The sequence below is a fragment of the Kribbella sp. NPDC050241 genome (genome assembly GCF_044459685.1).
GTDB lineage: Bacteria > Actinomycetota > Actinomycetes > Propionibacteriales > Kribbellaceae > Kribbella.
In genome coordinates this window covers 55,449-77,401 of record NZ_JBITJE010000014.1, presented here as the reverse complement: position 1 = coordinate 77,401, position 21,953 = coordinate 55,449, and the positions used below count along the sequence as shown (strand labels likewise).

At 66.3% G+C, this 21,953-nt stretch carries 18 protein-coding genes and 1 pseudogene; 11 read left to right on the top strand and 8 right to left on the bottom strand.

The genetic code is table 11. The features are described 5' to 3' along the window. The first annotated feature begins 746 nt into the window (after positions 1 to 746). The 5 genes from ACIBG5_RS38710 (at position 747) to ACIBG5_RS38690 (ending at position 6,920) form a co-directional block, all read left to right on the top strand. Positions 747 to 1,439 carry a class I SAM-dependent methyltransferase gene (locus tag ACIBG5_RS38710; protein WP_396396837.1) on the top strand — a complete coding sequence of 231 codons (693 nt, stop codon included), beginning with the start codon at positions 747 to 749 and terminating at the stop codon, positions 1,437 to 1,439. A gap of 349 nt (positions 1,440 to 1,788) precedes the next feature. After that, positions 1,789 to 3,147 carry a hypothetical protein gene (locus ACIBG5_RS38705; protein ID WP_396396835.1) on the top strand — a complete coding sequence of 453 codons (1,359 nt, stop codon included), beginning with the start codon at positions 1,789 to 1,791 and terminating at the stop codon, positions 3,145 to 3,147. Between the two features lie 130 nt (positions 3,148 to 3,277). Next, positions 3,278 to 4,501, top strand: a complete 1,224-nt coding sequence (locus tag ACIBG5_RS38700) for a hypothetical protein (protein ID WP_396396834.1) — start codon at positions 3,278 to 3,280, stop codon at positions 4,499 to 4,501. Positions 4,502 to 5,280: 779 nt separating this feature from the next. Further along, positions 5,281 to 5,883, top strand: coding sequence for an AAA family ATPase (locus ACIBG5_RS38695; RefSeq protein WP_396396832.1), 603 nt, complete (start codon positions 5,281 to 5,283; stop codon positions 5,881 to 5,883). Between the two features lie 332 nt (positions 5,884 to 6,215). Next, positions 6,216 to 6,920 (top strand): VOC family protein, encoded by a 705-nt coding sequence (locus ACIBG5_RS38690; protein ID WP_396396830.1) that lies wholly within the window; start codon positions 6,216 to 6,218, stop codon positions 6,918 to 6,920. Positions 6,921 to 7,265: 345 nt separating this feature from the next. On the opposite strand, the gene ACIBG5_RS38685 is transcribed toward ACIBG5_RS38690, so the two are convergent. Continuing rightward, the gene (locus ACIBG5_RS38685) at positions 7,266 to 7,667 is read right to left on the bottom strand and encodes a hypothetical protein (RefSeq protein WP_396396828.1); all 402 of its coding nucleotides are present in this window, start codon (positions 7,665 to 7,667) and stop codon (positions 7,266 to 7,268) included. A 97-nt stretch (positions 7,668 to 7,764) separates the two neighbouring features. Between ACIBG5_RS38685 and ACIBG5_RS38680 the strand changes: the two genes are divergently transcribed. The 4 genes from ACIBG5_RS38680 (at position 7,765) to ACIBG5_RS38665 (ending at position 11,114) form a co-directional block, all read left to right on the top strand. Continuing rightward, on the top strand, positions 7,765 to 8,157 hold the full coding sequence (locus tag ACIBG5_RS38680) for a MerR family transcriptional regulator (RefSeq protein ID WP_396396826.1): 393 nt from the start codon (positions 7,765 to 7,767) through the stop codon (positions 8,155 to 8,157). 45 nt (positions 8,158 to 8,202) lie between these two features. Beyond that, positions 8,203 to 8,604 (top strand): hypothetical protein, encoded by a 402-nt coding sequence (locus tag ACIBG5_RS38675; RefSeq protein WP_396396824.1) that lies wholly within the window; start codon positions 8,203 to 8,205, stop codon positions 8,602 to 8,604. Between the two features lie 190 nt (positions 8,605 to 8,794). Further along, positions 8,795 to 10,123: a heavy metal-responsive transcriptional regulator gene (locus ACIBG5_RS38670; RefSeq protein WP_396396822.1), complete on the top strand. Its 1,329-nt coding sequence runs from the start codon at positions 8,795 to 8,797 to the stop codon at positions 10,121 to 10,123. An 88-nt stretch (positions 10,124 to 10,211) separates the two neighbouring features. Next, positions 10,212 to 11,114 (top strand): hypothetical protein, encoded by a 903-nt coding sequence (locus ACIBG5_RS38665; protein WP_396396821.1) that lies wholly within the window; start codon positions 10,212 to 10,214, stop codon positions 11,112 to 11,114. Between the two features lie 312 nt (positions 11,115 to 11,426). Here ACIBG5_RS38665 and ACIBG5_RS38660 read toward each other — a convergent pair whose 3' ends face one another. Beyond that, positions 11,427 to 11,975 carry a hypothetical protein gene (locus tag ACIBG5_RS38660; RefSeq protein WP_396396820.1) on the bottom strand — a complete coding sequence of 183 codons (549 nt, stop codon included), beginning with the start codon at positions 11,973 to 11,975 and terminating at the stop codon, positions 11,427 to 11,429. 451 nt (positions 11,976 to 12,426) lie between these two features. Further along, the gene (locus ACIBG5_RS38655; RefSeq protein WP_396396819.1) at positions 12,427 to 13,257 is read right to left on the bottom strand and encodes an alpha/beta hydrolase; all 831 of its coding nucleotides are present in this window, start codon (positions 13,255 to 13,257) and stop codon (positions 12,427 to 12,429) included. 264 nt (positions 13,258 to 13,521) lie between these two features. On the opposite strand from ACIBG5_RS38655, the pseudogene ACIBG5_RS38650 reads away from it, so the two are divergent. Beyond that, a pseudogene (locus ACIBG5_RS38650) lies at positions 13,522 to 13,750 on the top strand (hypothetical protein); the annotation flags it as partial. A 297-nt stretch (positions 13,751 to 14,047) separates the two neighbouring features. Here the strand turns inward: ACIBG5_RS38650 and ACIBG5_RS38645 are convergent. Both ACIBG5_RS38645 and ACIBG5_RS38640 read right to left on the bottom strand, forming a co-directional pair. Then, positions 14,048 to 14,194 (bottom strand): hypothetical protein, encoded by a 147-nt coding sequence (locus ACIBG5_RS38645; RefSeq protein WP_360448238.1) that lies wholly within the window; start codon positions 14,192 to 14,194, stop codon positions 14,048 to 14,050. 48 nt (positions 14,195 to 14,242) lie between these two features. Continuing rightward, on the bottom strand, positions 14,243 to 14,581 hold the full coding sequence (locus ACIBG5_RS38640) for an Lsr2 family protein (RefSeq protein WP_396396818.1): 339 nt from the start codon (positions 14,579 to 14,581) through the stop codon (positions 14,243 to 14,245). A gap of 722 nt (positions 14,582 to 15,303) precedes the next feature. Between ACIBG5_RS38640 and ACIBG5_RS38635 the strand changes: the two genes are divergently transcribed. Then, positions 15,304 to 15,804 (top strand): hypothetical protein, encoded by a 501-nt coding sequence (locus ACIBG5_RS38635; RefSeq protein WP_396396817.1) that lies wholly within the window; start codon positions 15,304 to 15,306, stop codon positions 15,802 to 15,804. A 246-nt stretch (positions 15,805 to 16,050) separates the two neighbouring features. Here ACIBG5_RS38635 and ACIBG5_RS38630 read toward each other — a convergent pair whose 3' ends face one another. The 3 genes from ACIBG5_RS38630 to ACIBG5_RS38620 form a co-directional block, all read right to left on the bottom strand. After that, on the bottom strand, positions 16,051 to 16,893 hold the full coding sequence (locus ACIBG5_RS38630) for an HNH endonuclease family protein (protein WP_396396815.1): 843 nt from the start codon (positions 16,891 to 16,893) through the stop codon (positions 16,051 to 16,053). Positions 16,894 to 16,976: 83 nt separating this feature from the next. Continuing rightward, entirely contained in the window at positions 16,977 to 17,579 is a 603-nt protein-coding gene (locus tag ACIBG5_RS38625; protein ID WP_396396814.1) for a hypothetical protein, read from the bottom strand. An 883-nt stretch (positions 17,580 to 18,462) separates the two neighbouring features. Beyond that, positions 18,463 to 21,189, bottom strand: a complete 2,727-nt coding sequence (locus ACIBG5_RS38620) for a PQQ-dependent sugar dehydrogenase (RefSeq protein WP_396396812.1) — start codon at positions 21,187 to 21,189, stop codon at positions 18,463 to 18,465. Between the last annotated feature and the right edge of the window lie 764 nt (positions 21,190 to 21,953).

The following is a 21,953-nucleotide window of genomic DNA, read 5'->3' as shown; positions in this document are numbered from 1 at the left end:
GCGCGCAGCGAGCGAGCATGTACGAGAGGTTGACGCTGACCCCGCAGAGCGGAGCCACGTGGGATGCCATGGCCGCGAACTTCGCCGTACAAGCCAGTCCTTGAATCGCCGCCTTGGCCGGCGGATCACGAAGTGGCTCGCCGATACAACACCAGAGCTGTCGAACGATGAGGCTGCAGGACCGCTCGGGTTCAGCCAACTCGGCAGTCTTTGGCCGCAACTTTGTGTCATCCCGGAGTCGTGAGACCCCGCCGGAGGCGGCTGTTGTTGCAGAAGCCCCGGGTCCGTCAGACGACAACCGAGCTCAGACTATGCAAGCCGGCGCCTCTGCACTCGGCGGAGCGGGCGTAGCGCTCACCGGAATGTGGATCTACCGACGTCGCCACGCGGTGAACACCTAGGTCTCGCGGCCGGGATCAAACGTGGTGCGAAATGAAGTCGAAAGAGGTCGACTGGAGGGGTCAGAGTCCCTTCGAACACGGACTTCTGACGCCTGGAGAGACTGGTTGCTAAGGCATCATTGCCCCTTTTGAACTGCGGGTTGTGGGTTCGAGTCCCACGGGGCCGACCAAACGGCAGCTCGAGGAACGCACCAGGAGCTCGCCGCCGGCCGGCCAACCGCGAGCTGATGACTCAGCTGAACGCCAGACCGACATAGCCCACTGCGGCGTTCGGGGCCGGCACCGGCCCAGGCGGGCAGATGCTCGACGTGGCTGCGGCATGACTTGGGCTCTATTGTTGCGCGGGTGGACGAAGCCATCGCCGAGCAGATCGAGTACTACCGGGAGCGCGCCGGAGAGTACGACGAGTGGTGGGTCCGTCGAGGGCAGTACGCATTGCCACCCGAGCTAGAGCGGCAGTGGTTCCACGACGTCGCCCAGGCGGAGACAGCGTTGCGGGACTTCGCTCCGACAGGACGGGTGCTCGAGCTGGCCTGCGGCACCGGGCTGTGGACCCGGCATCTGGTCGGACACGCCCAACACGTCACCGCCGTCGACGCCTCACCGGAGGTCATCGAGCACAACCGCGAACGACTCGCCGGGGCACCACTCAACATCGAATACGTCGTGGCCGATCTGTTCGACTGGCAACCCCCGTCGGCGGCGTATGACGTGGTGATGTTCACCTACTGGCTGTCGCACGTCCCCGACGATCGACTGGCAGAGTTCTGGTCCGGGGTCCGGTCAGCGCTGAAACCTGGTGGCCGAGCCTTCGTCATCGACAGCACTTCGCCGTCGCCCCAACCGTCAGGCGGGCGACCGGAGCAGCGCCAGCTGGCCGACGGGCGCCAATTCACCGTGCTGAAACGGTACTGGAGCGTCGACGAGCTCGAGTCCGACCTGCGCTCCCGCGGCTGGAGCCCGATGGTGTACACGACCGACAACCAGATGATCCTTGTCGCAACCGCCGCCGCCACCGGTCCTGAGCGCGCTGACTGACTGAGTCGCCGTCGCGGCAGACTGCAGGCAACACGAATCGCCTCGACTTCGGCCCCACGATCGCCGGTCCTTCGTGGGCCTCTCTGCGCCCAATCGTCCCCTGACCTGCACGTTTGGTGGTTGCCCCCGGCAGGATTCGAACCTGCGGCACATGGTTAGGAAGCCGTTGGACCGCCTAAACTGCGATTAACTGAGCCATCGTTGGGCAACTTTGGTGCGCTCGGAGATTACTCTGGTTGCCGCTACCAGCCCAGAGTTCATCCCCAGACGCATCCCCAGCGGCAGGGCTGACAACTTTCTGGCCGGAGCGTGCATCGAGGTTGGTAGGACCACCTTGGGAGGGGTTGCGATGTCCCGGTTGCGCACTGTCACGCTCGCGCAAGTCTTGTTCCTGGCGCTGGCCACTCTGGGCGTAGGCAGCACCCCTGCCCACGCCGTCGACGAATGCCTGCACCCGCCGGTCCTCGGTGACATTCACACCGAGGGTGTGGTGCCCGACCTGCTGGCCGGCGACGGACAGGCGACGATGTTCATCGCCTACTCCGGGGACTGGTATCCGCCTGACTACTGCTCGGGGGTGACGGCCACCGTGCAGAAGACCGACGGGTCACTGCGCCGCGAGATCGCCTTCGACGGTCGCGACGGCACCGGCATGCCACCGGCGATCGCGATCACCGCGACCCTGCCGATCCCGCTCGTGAACGGCGCCGGGGACTGGGTCGTGACCAAGGTGACGCACGGGGCCGAGTCGATGGCTGTGTCGGTGCCGTTCCGGATCCGTCGCGGCACCACCGCGACGATCGAGCAGCCGGCGCGGGTGACCAGCCCGACCAAGACCACGGTCACCGGAGTGGTACGGAACTACACATCCACCGGCAGCCTCGCGGTCAGCTCCGGCCGCACGGTGCAGCTGTACGGCGGCGGGGCGCAGAGCGCCGAGCTGCACTTGCTCGGATCGGGCAGGACGGACACGACCGGGCGCTACCGGTTCCAGCTCCCGATCTCCGCACCCGTCCTGTTCAGGGTCGCGGTGGTCCAAAGCGCCGACTACGGCCCGGCCGGGTCGGGCACCGTGACCGCGCGGGTGCTCGCGAGCCTTTCGCCGCTGATCGCTTCGACACGCGGCTACATCGGGGTGTGGTGGCGCGTCAGCGCCAAGGCCTTCCCGACGACGGTGTTCACCAACCTGCAGCGGTGGGACGGCGCGTCGTGGACCTGGACGCAGTCCTTCGGCAGCCCGGCCGCCGATGGCACTTTCACGCGCTGGTGGAAGCCAGATACCGCCGGCACCTACCGACTGCGGGTCGAGCTCGCCGGAACCGGCCCGGACAACCTGCCGATCGATCGTGAGGTCAGCCCGGTCACGGTCACCGCCCGGCCGGCGACCATCACCGGGTCCGCCGGCGCGACCAACGCGACGGTCATCCGGCCGGGTACGAAGATGTCGACGTACGGCCACCTGACGGCGATGTACACGACGGGTGCCACAGGCCCGTTCGCCGGTCAGCAGGTCGTCGTGCAGACCCGGCCGCACGGCCAGACCTCGGTCCCGTACAGCACGGTCGCCACCGCGACGACGACCGGCACCGGGTACTACTACACGAACTGGTTCGCGCGATCCGACGTAGACGTGCGGGTCGCGTTCATCTCGCCGTATCAGTCCGTCGGCTCGGCCTTCCGCTGGCTGCGGGTGGTGGACGTCAGGTAGGGCGCACCAGCGGGACACGGACGACGAAGCGGGCACCGCCACCTGGGCGGTCCCCGGCTGAGACGGTGCCGCCGACCCAGCGGACGTGCCGGTCCACGTTCGCCAGCCCGAGACACGCCGCCTGGATGCCGTGGGAATACATCGAGCGCGTGGACATCATCGGGCGGACGGCAATCTCGCTGTCGTTGCCTGGAGCAAGCAGGCTCACCTGTTCCCCAAGTCCGGCGAGGCAGGTCTGGGCGCGTTCTATCTGCCCACACTAGGAGCAGTCGCGATCTTCTCGATTGGGCCGCTGCGCGCCAAGCGGCACGAAATCGCCCGCGCCCTCACATGTATGGACAAACTCGCTACTAACCGCTCCGATGTCGAGGCGAGGTACTCCTGGTCGGCTGTGGCTGACGACCACGCGGAGCTTTTCAGCGGTCTCAGCGCTTCGGCAGCGAATCCGCGTGCTGCCGGCGTCGGCTCCTCGTCCGCCGGAGTCGGACACGCGCGCCGCCTCGTCCGCAGCGTGGACCTGCAGATCAACTACCGCTACGACATCGATTGGTACCTGTGCATGACAAGCACGTCCACCGCCAGAGTGTTCACCATCGACCACGATCTCGATCTGATCGTCAGGGGGGAGATCTCCCTGAGCGCCGAGGGTCGCGAGGTCGTCGACCGTACCTGGACCGAGAAGGCCAGGGACAATCCCACCTTTCACAACGGTGAACTGCTGTCCCTGTCGGGATTGCGTTCCACTGAGGGACGCTGGGTCGGCGACCTAGGCTGCACAACCTTCGCCCACTACCTGGCCAACCGCGAACAGGATCTCCCGGCGGCCGACACCTGCTGCCCGGTTGCGGTCAACGTGCTGCCCATCACCAGCGACGGACGTGCGCTCCTCGCTGATGTCGGGAAGACCTCGTCGAGCGCGGGCAAGGTGAAGTTCATCGGTGGCGGCGCAACGCCGGCCGACGTGGTGGACGGAGTGCTCGACGTCCAGGGCGTCATGCGCAGGGAACTGGACGAGGAGTTCCCCGGACTCAACGAGCACTGGTCGACGGCGCCGCGCCTCGAGGCACTCCTCGTCGGCGGCAACCGTCGGCAAGTGGTGCTGTTGTTGGTCGGTCGTCTCCGGATCTCAGAGGCTGAAGCACGCAGCCTCTACGTGGGAAGTGCGGACCCGGACCAGGAGCTGAGCGGCGTCCTCGCAGTGGTTCTCGGAACGGCCGGGCTGCATGTGTTCAACTGTCGCGAGGGTCGCCGGTCACTCGACTACGTCGTTCCGGCGTTGATGGCGCAGGTGCGCGCCGACTGGGACGGTGGGCTGGCCGAGGCGCGGCGCTTCCTGGACGGTTCCGATGAGTGAGCCCGAGGTACTGTCGCCTGCCGACCCCTCACGTTCCATCGCCCGTCCCCCGCTCAACTGGCGCGTCTCGAACGCGACAAGCACCCGAGGGACAACAGCACGCAGCCCTTTCCGCAGCGAACCTACATCGGTTGGCGCCTTACCGCCGGTGCCGACTCGATGCCACGCGCAGTTGCCGCCTTGGCCGCTCTCTTCCGGCATCATTCGCAACTCGGGCTGTTGCACGGCGTCCAACTCGGCCTGGCCCGGTCGAGTAAGGTCCCGCAGATCACTGTCGTGCGCCGGCCGGAGACAGAACACACGACAGCGATCGAGGGCCGGCTCGCCGTCCCCACATCACCGGGCGAGGCGGTGGCCACCGCGACGGTGTGCGAGACACCGTCCGAAACCCTGGCGGGCCTGGTGATCGACCACCTCGTCTGCGACAGCCAGTCGCTGATCGTCCTCGAAGAACAGTTCCACGCCCTCTACGGCGAAGCGACGACCCGCGGGACCTGCCCGCCGACCGCGCCGACGGTTCACCGAACTCCAGTGGGAGGCCGCACGCGCCCATCGAGACGCCGCAGGCTCCCAACCGGCGCTCACCTACGAGGGTCTGATCGCCAGTCCTCTGCCGCTCGTAGACGGGTCGGCCGAACCGAACTGACTCGTCCCCATCCCTTCAGACTAGAACACCAGTTCGAGTAATCGCCGACGGCCCTAGCTGTCACCATGGCGGGCGATGCGGTGCTCGCCCACCCCTGGATGCTCGTCGGCGAGTGGCAGGCACCATGGACCACATGCATGCGACTGTGAGAGACACGCAGGCGGAGCAGGCGCCCACACTGTTGTTGATGGTAGGTCTTCCCGGGTCCGGGAAGACCCTTCGAGCGGGGGAGCTGGCGGCGGAGCGCGGAGCCCTGCAGCTCACCGCCGACGACTGGGCGCTCACGCTCTTCGGCCAAGAAGACCGTCACCAGGAGCCCGGCGGCAAGCGGTGGCTGCTGGAGGGCCGACTCGTCGCACTGGCCATTGACGCCCTGCGCCTGCGGCTCAGCGTCGTTCTTGACTTCGGTCTGTGGTCGCGTGATGAGCGCTCCGCCCTGCGCTGGATGGCCGCTTCAGTGGGAGCGTCCTGTGAGATCGTGTACCTGCCTGTGGAACGCGAGGTGCAATGGAGCCGGATTCAGAACCGCTGGAAACACACGCCAGAGCAGACATTCCCTATGGCCGAGGCGGAGCTCGACCCCTGGAGAGAGCAGTTCGAGGTCCCCGACGCAGACGAGCTCTCCGGTTCGTTTCTGCCCTCCCCGCCGCCCGGGGATGAGAGCTGGTTTGACTGGGCACAGCGATTTTGGCCCTCCCTCGCTCAGAGCCTGAACGGGCGACTCTCCGAGAGATGACGGTCCACGGCGTGTGCGCCGCATAGGCGAGCGGGGGCCTTCCAGGTAGTCGCGCGGGAAGACATCACCGCGGATCGCGAGCCACCCCCGGCGCCGGATGTTGCCGCGACGAGCGATCCCCTTCCGGACGGGAACGGCCGCCCACGGGCCGGTCCGCGCACTTGGGTACGCTGGCCGGACCAGGGTCTCAGTTGGGGCTCTCGATTTTCTCGAGCTACGCGTTCCTGGCAAGGGCACCACGACGACCACGTCACCCTCGGAGACCGGGGCAGCCTATTCGATCTCTGCACAAACCAATCGCCAAGGCCACGAGCCCGTCCTAGGGTGCAGAGGTGGCTCTACGACTGGAAGCAGTGGTCTTCGACGTGGCCGACGCAACTGCGGTGGCGGCCTTCTGGGCCGGGCTGCTCGACCGAGAGGTCGTCACGGAGCCCGGCGGCGCGTTGGTACCAGGTGACAAGACGCAGGTCGGGCTCCGCTTCGTCACCTCCGACCCCTTGCAGGTTGGCCCGCGACAGCTGCATCTGCACCTGACCAGCACCAGCCTTGAACACCAGCAGCGAACCGTCGAGACAGCGCTGCGCCTGGGCGGCCGCCACATTGACGTGGGTCAAGGACCCGACGACAAGTTCGTCGTACTGGCCGACCCTGGCGGCAACGAGCTGTGTGTGATCGAGCCGGGCAACAACTATCTGGCCGGCACCGGCTACCTCGGCGAGGTCACCTGTGACGGAACACGAGACGTCGGCCTATTCTGGCGCGACGCGCTGGGCTGGCCGCTGGTGTTGGACAAGAACGAGCAGACCGCGGTCCAGTCGCCGCTCGGCGGCACCAAGATCTCATGGGACTCATGGGGCGGATCGCCGATCCAACCCAAGAACGCAAGGAACCGGCAGCGCTTCGACCTGGTCACCGCGGACCCCACCAGCGAGGCGGAACGACTGGTCTCACTCGGTGCGACCCGTCTTGCCGACCGGGCTGACCGCGTCGAAATGGCCGACCCAAACAGCAACGAATTCGGCCTTCACACAGCCTGAGTCTCAAGTCACCGGCGCGGACGATCGCGACGCGGCTAGTTGACTGAACTCTTTCGTGCGCCGATTGGCGCAGTTGGCCGGTGGCTGGAGAGGGTGTGCTGGTGTCGGGTGACGGGCTGGGGCGGGTTGTCGAGTCCAAGCAGGGTCTGCGATGGCAGGTGTGGTTTCCCGACGAGGAGCATGTGACTAGTTGACTGAAGTCTTCCGAGCACCAGTTGGGCAACCGTGTGGTGTCGCGGGAGGGTGTGGGTGTGCCAGTGGCTGCGCCGGGTCTCGTGGTGCAGTTCGAGTCGGGGCTGCGATGGAGGGTGCTGTTCCCCGAGCTCGAGCCTCGAGCCTTGACGTCTAGTGTTGGTCGTTCAGGATCAGGCCGGTGGCGATCGTCCGATCGCGGAGCGCCTCGACAGTGCCGAACGCGGTCTGCGGTAACTGGACATACTCGTCGAGAAATGCCTTCGCGTTCGCCGGTCCGATGACATCCCAGACCACCATGCCGTCCGCAACGTTGATCGCCATCCGCAGGAATGCACAGCAGCGCTGCTCGAACGCCGCCTGGGCACGCACCCGCTCCTCAAGGCCTTCGTCGCGGCGGAACGTCCAACGCACGCCCCATTCGGTGCGCTCCCCACTGACGAACGAGTCTGCGAACAGTCCGCGGTAGGCGTCCATCAGCGCCTGCTCGTCGTCGCCTGGGCGGATTGTGCACACGATGGGTGCCTCGGGCGGAATCTCATGGGTGGCGGTCACGATCTTCTCCTCGCGATCAGGTGTTGGTGTCCCCGTGATTGCGACTGTAAAGTCTGGTCCTAGGTCCAGAGTCAAGACCGATCGTGAGGGGTTGGGGATGAAGATCGGCCAGGTCGCCCACGACTCCGGCGTCACTGTCGACACCGTTCGCTACTACGAGCGACGGGGCGTCCTGCCCACCCCGCAACGGGAATCGTCGGGGTATCGCCGCTACACCTCCGAGGCTGCCGATCGAATCCGGCTGGCGAAGTCCTTGCAGGCTTTGGGTTTCACCCTCGATGAAGTCGTCGATGCCTTACGCAGCCTCGACGACGGCGACGCGACCTGCGCCAACCAACGCTGGCGACTTGAGCAGGTGCTCAACCGCATCGACACCAGACTCGCCCATCTCCAGCAGGTTCGCGAGAACACGATGACCGTGCTTGAGGCATCCCACACCGGCCACTGCACCATCTGCGCCAACCAGCCGGTCGTTGGCGGCGCGGGCTGAGTAAGGGTTGCATCCGGTACTGAGGTACGGGTCTACGGTCGGGCGATGCGCACCTCAAATGACGCCGTTCTCGGCCTGGACTGGGTTCGGTCCTCTTGCACGCTGCCGACTGCCGAGCAGCCGTTCCGGGTCGTCGAGTTCGATGACCTGTTCGCCATCGCTGTCCGCGCCGTGGACCGCCTCAGTCCGACCACTCTGCGACTGACCGTGGATGCCAACGCAGCGGCCCGGGCGACGGAGCTGGCTGACCGGGAGAGCAGCTGCTGCTCGTTCTTCGGGTTCGAGTTCGCTCCCGCTGCGACACAGGCCGCAGCACAGGGCGCGGGTGACACCGTAGCGATTCAGGTCACCGTCCCGGCTGCGCACACCGCGGTCCTGGACGCCTTCGCCGCCCGCGCCGCGACAAGAGCCGACACCGCCGCGCTGGCCATCCGACCAGAACGCTGATCAGGACCCTGACCACCACTCGTCTGAACCGCTACGACCGCGTCCGCGCCGGCCTGGACCCGAAGTCGGGAGCGCATCCGTGAGCAGCGCAGGCGGCGATCGGGCGACCCGATGATCGGCATGCATGTGACCGTCGTGAATGTCACCGCCGCTTGACCTTCGAGTCGGGTCGAAGGTTTACGGTCGGGGGGTGAGTACCTACCGCATCTCGCAGCTGGTCGAACGCTGCGGCGTCCCGGCCACCACACTGCGGTTCTACGAATCGGCGGGGCTGCTGCCTGCCGAACGTACCCCGGCCGGCTACCGGGTCTACGACGACAGCGCCGTGGACCGGCTGACCTTCATTGCCTCAGCCAAACATCTCGGCCTCAGCCTCGACGAGATCCGCGACCTGCTCGACGCTCGGGACAAGGACATCTGCGCCACCGTCCGTGAACAGCTGCTGCGGCTCGTCGAGGCGCGGATCGCCGACACCGACCGGCGAATCGCGGAACTGACCGCGTTCAACGCCCACCTGGCGGAGGTCCACGTCGACCTGTCCGGTCCCGCGCCCGCCGGCGCCTGCGGACCCGACTGCGGCTGCGTCACCGCCGCACCACCCGGTCCCGTGCAGGTGGAGAATGCCCGCAGCCGCGACGATCTGGACTCGGGCCAGGCAGTGTCGGGTAGCGGCAGAGCGACGTACATCCGTTGCTGGCTTTCTTCGCCTGTCCTCACCGTCGCTCTTGCTGTAGCCGACGGCACCCGTCCGAGCGAAGTAACGACGGTTGCTTGCTCCGCTGGCCAGGGCTGCGCGGTCGACCGCTGTCCGCGGCAAGAGGTGCCCCAACGAAGTGGTGCACTACTGCGCCCCTGCAGACCGCACACTCGCCGCGCTTGTCTACGTGATCGCACAGAACCGACGCTTTCTCCGGCGTTCCGCGGGCACCGGCGATCTTTGACTACGGCAACGGGTTCCGGTCCGGGCGGCCCGCTGACCATGGTGACGCTGGGTGGCCGGATCTCACCTCGGCGTACGGATGGGTCGACATCATGCGATGTGGATGATGTGGAGCCGCCGTACAAGCGGAACGATCCTCGTGTACAGGTTCGCGAATCTCGAGGGGGTGACCGGCGGATGAGATCTTCCATCGTCAGTGCCGTAGCGGCTCTGGTGCTAGGCGTTTCACTGGTGGGCTGTAGTAACGACCAAGCCGCCGTGTGCGGCTCAGTCGACACCTTGAAGACGTCGGTCGACGACGTCAAGAAGGTTGATGTGACCTCGTCGACCGGCGTCTCCGACCTGCAGAACGGACTAGCTACTGTCGAGACCAACCTGAAGCAGGTCAAGACCGACGCGAAGTCGGACTTCTCGTCCCAGCTCGGGGCGGTCGACACGGCGCTCAACACGCTGAAGTCCAGCCTCACGACCGCCAAGTCCGACCCGTCAGGCGCCAGCGTGACCGCGGCCGCTGCGGCGGCGCAGGCTTTCGAGGGCGCCGTGGCGGCTCTCACCACCACCGTCAAGTCCACCTGCTGACCAGAACCGCCTCAGCGGTCCGCAACCAGCGGGGGTCGCCGTGGCTTGGCGTTGCCGCAGTCCGCCTAGCCGCCGCATGGTTGAGGACATGGACGTCGACGCGGCCGCGGTCGAGCTGTACGGGCTGCCACCCGGGCAGTTCACTGCTGCCCGCAACGCAGCCGCGAAGGCCGCCAAGGACGGCGGCGACGCCAGCACGGGTGAGTCGATCAAAGCCTTGCGCAAGCCGACGATCGCGGCGTGGCTGGTCAACCAGCTGGTTCGCGCCGATCCGGACGGCATTCACGACCTCACCGAGCTTGGCGAACAGTTGCGCCAGGCACACGTGTCCGGCGACGGCGCACAGCTACGCCGGCTGACGCCACGGCGCCACCGCCTCGTTCAGCGAGTCGTCCAGACAGCGCGCGAGCTGGCCCAAGAGCAAGGCCACCCGGTAAGCGACCAGATCGCGCAGCGGCTGACCGAGACCCTCGATGCCGCGCTGGTCGATCCAGGGGCCGCACAGCTCGTGCGGTCCGGGCAACTGACCAGCGCGCTACGCCATGTCGGGTTCGGCGTCGTCGACGAGACCGGGGAACCGGCCCAGCTCGCACCGGTCAGGCCCCGTGTCGTGCGCAGCCGCCCCAAGCCGCCAGCCAAACGAGCAGCCAAACCGGTCAGGAAACCGTCCGCGGTCGACACCACGCTTCGGCGTCGGCGCGCCGAACTGGCATCCCGCGCGCAGGAAGCCGAGACCGACTACACCGCGGCCGAGGCCCAACGGATCAACGCCGCAGCACATCTCGACGCGCACGAACACCTGATCGCCGACCTCACCACGACCATCCAGCGTCTCAACGAAGAACTCGAGCAAGCCCGCCAGCAACTCCGCGACGCCAGCCGACAGACGAGACGGCTCACAGCTGCACGAGACCGAGCCATCCGCAACGCCACCCTCGCTCAGCGGCGCCGCGACGCGAACCAGCAACGACTCGCCAGCTTCGACAACTGACCGCACTCCCCGATGGACTGCCACGGCAACATGCCTGAGGAGGCGAGATAGCGAAGCGAGATTTGGATCGCCTACAAAGCCGGACCCCCAGGCGCATGCTGCGCTTGAAGGCTGGCAGGAATCTTCAAGGAGTTGCCACCAGGTGTCGAAGAGGCACATTCGGCGGAGGGCTTAGCTGCGCCAGGCATGACATGGCTTGTGACATGAAGTCCCGTCAACTGGGCTGGCTGAAGTCGGTTATCGTGCGCACCTGCGCGGCCGACGCTTGGAGTTGACCGGCGTGGGGGTGCATGGCTCTCATAATCCCCTTGGTCACAGGTTCGAGCCCCCTCCGCTCTCCCCGGTGGTCGAGTTTAAGGTGGCGGGTGAAGGGCTGGCCGGCCAACCGTCCGGCGACTGTGGGCGGCGGATCGGCAGGCGGTTCAGGCGACTGCGTGATCCGATGACGTGCCTCTTCGCGGTGTTGATGAAATTGAGTCGGGCAGCCTCCATGCGCTGGGAGGCAGCCTCCCAGGCCGTCTCGTCGTTGAGTTCACCTCGGACGACCATCTCACTGTTCTGCCAGAACAATTCGTCCATCTCACCGGCTGCTTCGACTCCCGCTGGGGTGGCGACGATCAGGCTGATCTCAGCCAGCGCCTCGTTCCAGGGCGCCCAATCCACGCGCTGTGCGCGGCGCCATTGTTGCCGCAGCGCAAGCTGCACTCGAGTCGACTGAACGACGATCGCGGTACAGGCGCCGACCTGTCTGTCTCTCGTCCACTGCCGTCTCTGGGCCTGACCTGTGAGTGCGGCGCCAAGCGCCACGCCGGCGAGGCGCGAGAAGCTCGAAATCAAGGCAAGCCACAGCGATGTCGTCATGCAGGTTTCACCTCGCGCGCCTCATCGTCCCTGAACACTAGAGCGTCTCCCTCAGCCCGTATATGCGGACGTTTACTGGGACGGCGGTGTCGGTAGAGCGGTGGACAGGGACACGGATGCTGTTCAGTGTTCTGCGGCCGCGGGGTACGCCCAGACTCGATGCTCAGCCGGGAACAGCCTGGGAACGAAGGAGCGTCGATCAGAGTCGACTAGAGTCACGAACTGCCGAACTGGTGATTCCGACATACGCCTAGAGATGCCTGTGTCGACGGGCGCGTCGGTTTCCTGAACCGAGCATCATCCGCTGAGCTGCGGGCCGCGCTGCCCGATCAGCCTCTGCGCTGTAGCAGGCGGCCAGAGTGAGATTATCTGTAGTCCACAGGGCTCCGGATCATCAAAAGGTCGCCGCGCCACGTCCACGACCACCACGCCACCAGATCACGGCCTGCGGCTAGGTTCGCGCGTTGCGCACGGCCCAATCGAGCGAGTAGTCCGCCACTTCTTCCCAGCCGTCCTGGGAGAATGTGGAATGGGAGCGGTCGGGGTACTCCTTGAGCTCGGTGAGTGCGCCCGTCTTCTTCTGGATCTTGTAGGCGGCGCGGGTCGACACCGCGGGCACGGTGTGGTCCTTACCGTTGGCGAGGAACAGCAGCGGCGCGCGGCTCGAGTTGTGCCGGTTAACCCTCGTCACCGCATGCGGTGTGAAGTTGGCGAGCGCCGCCTGGAAAAGCGGGCGCCCCGGCCCCGGAACAGCGAGCCTGTCGTAGATCGGTCTCGACTCCTCGAGTGTGCGCGTGTTGGTGAAGCCGTAGTGGAACTCCTCCGGTGTGAGCATCTGAGTCCTGTGGCGGTTGGCCGGGTTCTTCAGCGCCACCGACGCGACCTTGGCCTGGGCGAGGGGCAGGGCGTATACGCCGTGGATCTGCGCCGGGCTGATCGCCACGGCCGAGGCGCCAAGGCCGCGGTCCAGCAGGAGCTGCGTGATGAGGCCGCCGAACGAGTGGCCCATGATGATGGGCGGGGCGTCGAGACCGCGGATGATCCGGTCGTAGTGGTCGGTGATCTCCTTGATCCCGAGCCGCTCGTACTTGGAGGTGTTTTGGCGGACCTCCTCCACCGTTCCCTCGAGTCCCGGCCAGGCCGGTGCCAGCACGGTGTGGCCCTTCGACTCGAAGCGCTCCTTCCAGCCTTCCCAGCTGAGCGGCGTGAGCCAAAGACCGTGAATGAGGACGATGGTCGGCTTCTGCGCCGCCGGGGTGGCCTCGGGTGTGTTCGTGGTCATGAGGCTCCGATCCAGGGAAGGGGTGCGGGTACTGACGCGGGATCACAACGTCTCGCGCTGACCTTCAGCACTCATTCGTGTTCCCTTGTTCACTGTGCGGGCTTCTCGTACCCCTCAGCAGCGCCCGGGTACGCCCAACCAGACTGGTCCGGGCCGCCAGGACAGGCATCATCCGGTGCGGGTGAAGCCGCGCAACCCACGACGTGACCACTGTTCGGGGACATGCGGGCTACTTCCGCCCGATCGTTCGAATCAACAATCGATGTTCGCCGCCTCGCGGTGTCACGCTGGATCGAGGACACCACCGGATGGTCGATCAAGAAGTTCGTCCCCACCACCCGCCGATACCACACCATCGAAAATCCAGGCCGGCGCCCACACCATCACCGCCGCCGACCCACTACCCGACGACCTGCGCGAAGCCCTGCGAAACGATCCACGGCCGCGACGGTGCGCACTAACTTGGCACAAGTTAGGTCCTCGCCTGGGCTGACTCTCGCGCGCCCAGCGCGCTGGGCTAGTCGATCACCTAGGGATGTTGCCGAGCTGCCGGCGGCCCCGGCATCCCGTGACACGGTTCATGACGCGAACTGGAGTCAACTCGTGCTGGCAGAGGCGTCCGCGGCGGTACTCCCGACGCTCAAGGATGGCAGAGTGGGCCTTGGACACTGGTCCGGGCCGCGCGGTCGGCGTCGTCGAGCTGATCGCCCCGCTGGTCCGACTCTAGACACAGAAGGACCCCCGGGAGTGCGGTTCCGGGATCGTTGAGTATGCGGATGTGTTTCCGGGCTTACCGCTTGCGCGCCTGGTTGCGTTGGGCTTGGGCGATGGCTCGCTGCGTTTCGCGGATGCCGAACATGACGAGTTTGGCCATGATCTGCATCATCGCGATGGTCAGTTTCACCACGCCGCTGATGATGGCTACGACGATGTCCACCTGATGATTCCCCCCTTCGTCAGGCGATCGCGATTGGTGGGCTCGGCGTTACAGCTGGTTGGCGGCGTCGAAGGCCTCCCGAATCTTGGCCGGCACCCGCCCGCGCTCATTGACCTCGTACCCGTTCGCCCGAGCCCACTCCTTGACTGTGCGAGCATCCGCAGCGATTTTGCTGCGGGTGACCCTCCGGCCGCGTCCGTTCCTGATCGGGCGGCCTGCATCGACGTAGGGCCGGAGTGCGGCGCGCAACACTGCCGCGTGCCGGGTGCGGAGGTCGATCTCATACGACGCGCCGTCGAGCGCGAAGTGCACCGTTTCACCCTTGCCGGTAGGGATCTTGCTGCCGTCGAGGTCATCCGTCAGCAGGATCTCGACTCTTTGGACCATTGGTCGCCTCCTGGCGGTAGATGCAGGTGTAGACAGCATCGCTCACCACACCCACACCGAAGCGGCTTACCCGCCGGGAGAGTCCCCCGGAGGCGACTACTTGGCTCTGCCAAAGACCTCGAGAGCCGGTGCGGGCGGTGAACGCCGCTGGCTCGCTCCTACGCCTCGCGGCGATGGCGCGCCCTTGACCCGGGAGAGTCCGATTCGGACGCTCGCATGGCTGGGCGGCGGGAGGCGCTACTGCATCGGCCGTGGGATCAATCGTGGTGCGAAATGGAGTCGAACTCAGTCAACTGGTGGGGGCAGAAGGTCTTCAAACTGAGGGCTCTGACGCCTAGAGAGGCGGGTTACCAGGGCATCATTGCTCCTTTAATCCGCTGTTGACTACGAATGCCAATCAATAGCCACGGTCACCGCGTCGCACAGCCTTTCCACCGTGCGACCCAGTCCCGCCGGCGCGTCCCTAAACGCTTCTCTCCCGGTGCCGACGATAGTCCGGACTTCGTCCCACGTCACCCACGCAAGGACGTCAGGAATTCGGGCAGCCAGCGACTCAAAGAACCCTGCCGTGCGGCAGCGGCTGAACCAGGTCCGTGGCCGGTTATGCCGCTAGTCGGACACCCGCTTTAGCATGTTCACTCAAGGATGGCGGAACCGTCCGCAATCGTCTCCCCCTGGCCGCAGGGCCCAGGCTGCCGCCGGCACCAACGAACGGAGTGGTTATGGCCGAAGGAATCGCGCTCTCCTCGGCGATCATCGCCGCGATCGGCCTCTTCTTTGCCGGTTATCAGCTGCTCCAGTTTCGAAAGGACCGCAAACGGGAGCACGACCTCGAGATCCAAGGCGTCTGCGCATCGTGGCGCCCTATTTCCAACCCACGAGACTCAGACGTCCGAGACGGGCTGGCAGTCTGGAGGTACGCGATCGACGTCCACAACCCCGGCAAGTTCCCGATCAACTGGGTCAAGGTGACCATGAGCTTCCCGGTCGAGTTCGCAAGGCTTCGCGGCAACACTCGGACCGAGTCAGGTAAAGAACTCGTCGTGCATCAGCCGGTCATCGCAGGCGGTGCCCACCGCACGTGGGAACGCAGACTGGAGATGCAATGGGATGAAGCCACCGACGAACGGCTCGCGGCCATCGCAGCCGACGTCACCTTTGTCGACATCCAAGGCCGTCGCCAACATACACACTGGCCACGAGCGAAGAAGACCGACGACTGAGTCCAGCAAGTCACTACCGACCGGCACAGAAGCCGCTGGCAGGTGCCGAGGTCGCACGGAGCATCACACGCCGCGACACCGCAGTACCAATGGTCCCTGCCTGCGGCAGCAACGCGTGACACGGTTCATGACGCGAACTTCCTCCAACTAGAGTTGCTGAAGGCGACCAGAGCGGCTCTCGGCGCTACTGGCGAAGCTTAGAGTGGGCCAGTACTACGGCATCGCGCGCCCTTTTAAGCCGCAGGCTCAGGGTTCGAGCTGACACAGCTTGCTGAGCTCGCCTGGCATCACGCCAGCCGCAGCGGACTTGGGCTTCTCGAGCCTGATTGTTGGCCCGCGTGCTCGGCGGCGAGCTAGCTCGGCTTCCTGAGGGCAGGATCGGGTGATCGCGTGGGCAGCGTCGCGATCGGCTGCGGTGATCGGCAGCGTGTACTTGCTGGCGACCTGGAGGTATCGCAGGACGTAGGTGCACCTGTAGCTGCGGTTGATCGGCAGCCACTCGCCGGGCCCATCGTCGTTCTTGGAGGCGTTCGCCGGTCCGTCGACGGCCACCAGGTTCGCCGCCTGGTCGTTAGCGAAGTCGACCCGGCGCTGGAGCGGCCAGTCGGCCGCGCCCATGTCCCACGCCCGGGCCAGCGGGTACAAGTGGTCGATCTGCACCTTGGTCGCGGCGGCCTTGCGGAACTCGATCCGCCGACCGGTGTAGGGATCGGTGGGCATGGTGCCGGCGATGACGACGCATCTGGAGCGATCGCGATACTGCACCCCGGTCAGCTGGGCCGCGAGTACGTCGTTGCGGGTGTCGCAGCCGTTGTGGCCACCACGGCCTGCGTGGTCGTCGGTCCAGGTCTGCCCGAACTGGTCTCGCTTGTATCCAGGCACGTCGGGCCGGGCGGCGATGACACGGACCTGGCTGAGTTCGGCCAAGATCAGCCTGGCCGTGCCGGTCGCAGGCTGCGCCGCGGCGGGACCGTGGGTGGGTGTGGTCCGTGGCGTCGGGTTCGACCTAGCCGGGTCGGCACCGGCTACTGGATAGGCGCACCCGGTAGCCGCGCCGAGACCGATCAGGGCGGCGAGGAGGGTGCGCATCACGCGACCTTAAGCCACCGCCGAGATCGGCGCCCGCCGGCCGGACTCTTTCCGCGTTCCGGCCGGTACGGCTTGCCGAGGTGTCAGCCGGCCGGGAGCCAGGCGGCGCGGAGTTCTTCGGGGGACAGGGTTGCGGCGAGGGACTGGTCGACCAAGCGGCGTTCGGTGATGTGTTGTTCCTCAACGCGTGCCCGGAGTGCGTTTTCGGCTGCCTCCAGCAGTGGTATCAAGCGGAACTTCCACTGGCCGCTCTCTCGGTAGAAGGTCAAGGAGACCCCGCTCTCCTTGCCGTCCAGCGTCATCGACACCGTGCCGATGTCGCCGGCGACCTCGACCGGCCCCGCGGACATCCGCTCCACGGCCGCGGCATTGAGTTGCCCTCGCTGCACCGCATGAATGACCAACTGAGTCGTCGACCAGCCGCGGATGTGCTCGACCGGAACCGTCGCCCTCAGGAAGATCACGGCCAGTTGGTCGCTCATCCTGGCACGTCGGAGATAGGACTCCGGCGCGGTCAGGGCCAGCTTCCTGGTCGCTGCGAAGTACTCGAGACTCTCCGCCGTAAGCAATGCCGCCACGGTCTTGCCATCCTTCGCCAGCAGGGCCTCACGGTACGAAGAGAACGCCTCGGTCACAGCAGCCTTGTCCGCGGCCGAGCCAGAGAGGGTCGGCGACGGCGTTGACACCGGCTCCGCTTGCACCTCACCGGAACAAGCGACCAGGGCAACGCACAGGATCCCGGCCGTTACCAACCGACTGACAAACCGCTTAGGCACCCGAGCCTCCCAGACAGCGACCGACACCCCACCAGCAGCCAGCGACCCTACATGAGCCAATCCGCTGCGAGCACGAACAGCGTTGAGTCGCTCGGCAACGGTAGAGCAGCAGCTGCCGTCGAAGCGGTGGTGCCCGTCGAGACCGTCCGAGGGAGGCACCCCTGCACCGAGACGAACGGCACCCAGACACACGGAGCGTGCCTGTCCCCGCTCCTGTCGGCGTGGGATCAATCGTGGTGCGAAATGGAGCCGAACAGGGTTGGCCAGTGGCGGCCTGACGCCCTTCAAACACAGGCTGTTGACGCCTAAAGAGGCTGAGTACTAGGACATCATTGCCCCTTTTAAACCGCGCGTCGGTCGCTGAGTTGCGTTGCTCGCTCGGCTTGTGAACGCCGAGCGCACACAGCTTCAGCGTACGCCAGCTCCGGATTCAGCGTGGGTGCGTTGGACGACGTTGAGGCCCGGGCCACGCTGCTCGTAAGACGGCCCGGCGCTCAATATAAGGCTTCGTCGGACGTCAAGTCGGGTGATTGCTTGGACAGTCGAAGCATGTCGAATGTAGTCGAACGTGGTCGCGTTGTAGTGAAGCCCGGGGCGCTGGTCGTATCGTCGTCGAGCACCCGGACGCCGGCGCCGAGGATCCGGCCGAAAGACGTGTCCGCTTGGATCAACTGAATCCCTTCCCCTCGTCGTGATTCAGTCTAGAGAGCCCAGCACCTGACAACTCCGTCTGCCCACACACAGCTCCGCCGCCGCCGCCCCGCCGGAAGCAGTTCAGGCGGGGCGGAGAGGGCTACCTGGCGCCAAGGGGGCGGGGTAGCGGGCGGTCGCCGGGTTCGCCCCAGCGGAATGCGGGGGTGCCGTTGATCCACCAGACGCCGGTCGAGGGGCGCCAGACGGCCAGGTCGGTTCGGGCGTCGCCGTTGAAGTCGCCGGTGAGGGGGATGTCGCCGTTGACTCCCCAGTTCTGGCTCGGGCGGCCGTTGATCCACCAGCCGCCGGTCGAGGGACGCCAGACGGCCAGGTCGGTTCGGCCGTCACCGTTGTAGTCGGCCTGGACCGGGATGTCGCCGGCCTGACCCCAATGGATGGCTGCTCGGCCACGAATCCACCACATGCCGGTCGATGGGCGCCAGATCGCGAGTTCCATCTTGCCGTCACCGTTGTAGTCGCCCGGTACCGGCACGTCGCTCGGCCCACCCCATTCAATCTGTAGGACGTTACGCACGTACCAGATACCTGTACTGGGTCGCCAGATCGCGAGGTCGGTACGGCCGTTGACGCTGTAGTCACCCGGGACCGGGACGTCCCCGTTCCCGCCCCAACGGATGTCGAAGAGTCCGCGCGCCTGCCACATCCCGTCCGACGGACGCCAGCTCACCACGTCGGTCCGCCCGTCGGAGTTGACGTCCGCGGGGACCGGCAGGTCGGTGGCACCGCCGTACTGGGTGTTGAACAACCCAGGGTCGAACCAGGTCGCCGTGGACGGACGGAAGACCGTCCGATCGGTGCGCCCGTCACCGTTGTAGTCGCCGTACCGACCGGGTACGAACTTGGCGTAGTGCGCCGTCAGGGTCCGGTCGCCCGCGGGCATGTTCAGCGTGTGCGTCTGCAGCCCGCTGTCGGACCAGCCCGTGAACACGGTGCTGCCGGCCACGCCGGGAGCGGACACCTCGTTGCTCGAGTTCACCGCGACCTTGACGCTCACCCGCTGGGCGCCGTTGATGAGCACCGGTGCCGGGGCCAGCACGGTGAGCGTGCGCAGGTCCGGCTCGGCGGAGTACACCTTCTCGGTCCGCACGCCGGCCTGGTCCACCACCGAAGCGGTGATCTGCATGCGTGTCTCGTCGCCATGGTCGTCGAACAGATCCGAGTAGGTCGGCCCCGTGCTGGTCTGGCCGGGATGGAGATGGCACCCGCCGCCGGTGTCGCAATGGATCAGGTCGGTTCGCCAGGACACCGGGAGTGCGCCATCCTCGATGTCATTCGCGGAGGCGCTCAAGGAGACGGTGTTCCCGACGGCGTACTTCTTGTCCGGCCCGGTCAGCGTGAGCACCGGCGAGTGGTTGTCCGGCACGACGGTGACAGTGGTGGTCGCCGCGGCACCGAGAGGATCCTTGACAGTGAGCGTCGCGCTGACCTTGCCCGGGGCCGCGTAGGTGTGAGCTGCGACCGCACCCGTTCCCTGGCTCCCGTCGCCGAAGTCCCAGGTGTACGTGAGGTCGTCGCCGTCCAGGTCGTACGAGGCCGAGCCGTCGAAGGTGACCGTCAAGGTGTCCGGGTTCACGGTGGTGCCGGCGCGCGGAACAGGCGCTCGGTTCCCGGCCGAGTAGCGCAGCCGGACCAGGTTGGACGAGAGGATGTCCGCGTAGTACACGTCGCCGTTCGGACCGGTCTTCAGCGCGACCGGCCCGCCGATACCGGTGGCGAAGGCCGCGGCTTCGGGGGTCCTTGTGACCCTGCCCTGTGCGTCGATCATCATGGTCCAGATCTTCTGCTGGGAGTAGTCCGCGAAGAAGTACGCGTCCCGGTACGCAGCCGGGTAGGACGTTCCCGTGTACCACGTACCGCCGGTGATCGACGACTGGGTGGTGGGCGACGCGTAGTTCCACAGCGGTCCCTGGACCGATTGCGTGTAGACCTGCTGGCACTGCGCGGTGTTGGCGTACCCCGGGTGCCGCCCGGGTCCCTCGTAGCAGGGCCAGCCGTAGTTCTTACCGGCGGCCAGCAGATTGATCTCCTCGTACTGCGTCCAGCCGACGTCGCCGACGAATACCCACCCGTTCCTCGGGTCCACCGACATCCGGAAGGGGTTGCGCAGGCCGTAAGCGTAGACCCTGCTTCGCCACGACGACGCGGATGCCGCGTTGTAGTAGGGGTTGCCCGGTACTCCGGCACCGGTGACCGGATCGATTCTGAGGATCTTGCCGTAGGGGCCGTCCAGGCTCTGCGCCCGCAAGGCCTCGGGGTTCGGGGAGGCGAGCGGCGCGGCGTTGTCGCCGATGCTGATCAGCAGCTTGCCGTCCGGTGCGACCAGAACCGTCCCACCGCCGTGGTAGACGCTGGTGAGCGGCGCCTCCAGCAGGACCTGTTCGGCGCCGAGCGTGGTCGGGTTGTCGACCGGCGCGGCCGTCCAGCGCGAGACGCGCATCACGCGGCTCCCGGTCGCGGTGGTCCGGGCGTACTGCAGGTAGAGCTGCCCCGTCGTGGCGTAGTTCGGAGCCAGCGTGAGGCCGAGGGCACCGAGGTCACCCGTGTGCGTGACGTTCGGAATCGTCAGGAGCGTCCTCGGCGGCGCATCGTCCGACACCACGGTCAAGCGGCCGTCCCGCCCGACCGTCAGCACCCGCTCGCCCGGCAGGAACTCGAAGTTCGTCAGGTTCGCGGCCGGCTGCCCGGTCTCGATCGGCACCGGCGTGAAACCCGCCGGAATCACCACCGCGGTCTCGGCAGCGTCCGCCGGGGGGAGGCTGACCACAACACCGGCGATCAGCAGGGGCACAACCAGAAGAGCCGTCATCACCTTCCGCCCCCCGCTGACCATGGGCGCGCCAAAACACGGCAACTCGAGCTTCATAACCGTTCCCCCACCACACATCGCCGGAAAGGCATCTACTGAGATGATGCGCGCTCAACCCCAAATGATGCGAATGGACTGCCCGGTCGAGCGTTTTGCTTGGCCGGCTGCTCCACCCGGCCCGGCCTTCTCAGTCCGTCCAGTCCAGTTGCAGTTCGGGAATGCCCAGCTCGCGGCCGTGGGCCTGCGCTTCCACACGGCCGTGCTCATCGCTGCGGGGATAGCGGAAGGACCTTCCCGGAAACACGACGAAGACCTCCCGCTCGTCATGGAAATCGGCGTACCAACCTCCTCGCCCCCGAGTCCCAACGTCATGGGCCCCCAGTCCCGACCTGTCCCGTCGTGTTTGTGAGCTGGATTGTTCTCTGTCGTGCGCGGGAGAGCGGGCATAGCGTGACATCCGGGGGGAACGCGGCGGAGCGCGCTCGCACCGAGCGCAAGGTTGCACCCGAAGGATGGCCGCGAGGCACCCAATCGTGGGCATGAACTCACGTCTAGCAAGGTTGCCAGAGGCAACCACGGGCCAACTCAAGGACCCATAAGTACGCTGCAGTCGGCTGCCTACTACGGCATGCAGGTCTCTTTTCATCCGTTGGTCGCAGTTAGTGCGGTTGCTTGAGTTGCCTGTCGGGCTGGTGGACTGTGCTCACCATCCCGACACCGTCCTTCAGTCGGTTGGCGTGGTCCGTCGTCGACTGATCGACGAC

What these genes read in the sequence shown, in the direction of transcription:
- ACIBG5_RS38630 (WP_396396815.1), bottom strand. Translation starts at nt 16,893, where the DNA reads ATGCGCACCCTCCTCGCCGCCCTGATCGGTCTCGGCGCGGCTACCGGG.
- ACIBG5_RS38640 (WP_396396818.1), bottom strand. Translation starts at nt 14,581, where the DNA reads ATGGTCCAAAGAGTCGAGATCCTGCTGACGGATGACCTCGACGGCAGC.
- ACIBG5_RS38635 (WP_396396817.1), top strand. Translation starts at nt 15,304, where the DNA reads ATGGCCGAAGGAATCGCGCTCTCCTCGGCGATCATCGCCGCGATCGGC.
- ACIBG5_RS38665 (WP_396396821.1), top strand. Translation starts at nt 10,212, where the DNA reads ATGGACGTCGACGCGGCCGCGGTCGAGCTGTACGGGCTGCCACCCGGG.
- ACIBG5_RS38680 (WP_396396826.1), top strand. Translation starts at nt 7,765, where the DNA reads ATGAAGATCGGCCAGGTCGCCCACGACTCCGGCGTCACTGTCGACACC.
- ACIBG5_RS38675 (WP_396396824.1), top strand. Translation starts at nt 8,203, where the DNA reads ATGCGCACCTCAAATGACGCCGTTCTCGGCCTGGACTGGGTTCGGTCC.
- ACIBG5_RS38705 (WP_396396835.1), top strand. Translation starts at nt 1,789, where the DNA reads ATGTCCCGGTTGCGCACTGTCACGCTCGCGCAAGTCTTGTTCCTGGCG.
- ACIBG5_RS38695 (WP_396396832.1), top strand. Translation starts at nt 5,281, where the DNA reads ATGCATGCGACTGTGAGAGACACGCAGGCGGAGCAGGCGCCCACACTG.
- ACIBG5_RS38660 (WP_396396820.1), bottom strand. Translation starts at nt 11,975, where the DNA reads ATGACGACATCGCTGTGGCTTGCCTTGATTTCGAGCTTCTCGCGCCTC.
- ACIBG5_RS38620 (WP_396396812.1), bottom strand. Translation starts at nt 21,189, where the DNA reads ATGACGGCTCTTCTGGTTGTGCCCCTGCTGATCGCCGGTGTTGTGGTC.
- ACIBG5_RS38655 (WP_396396819.1), bottom strand. Translation starts at nt 13,257, where the DNA reads ATGACCACGAACACACCCGAGGCCACCCCGGCGGCGCAGAAGCCGACC.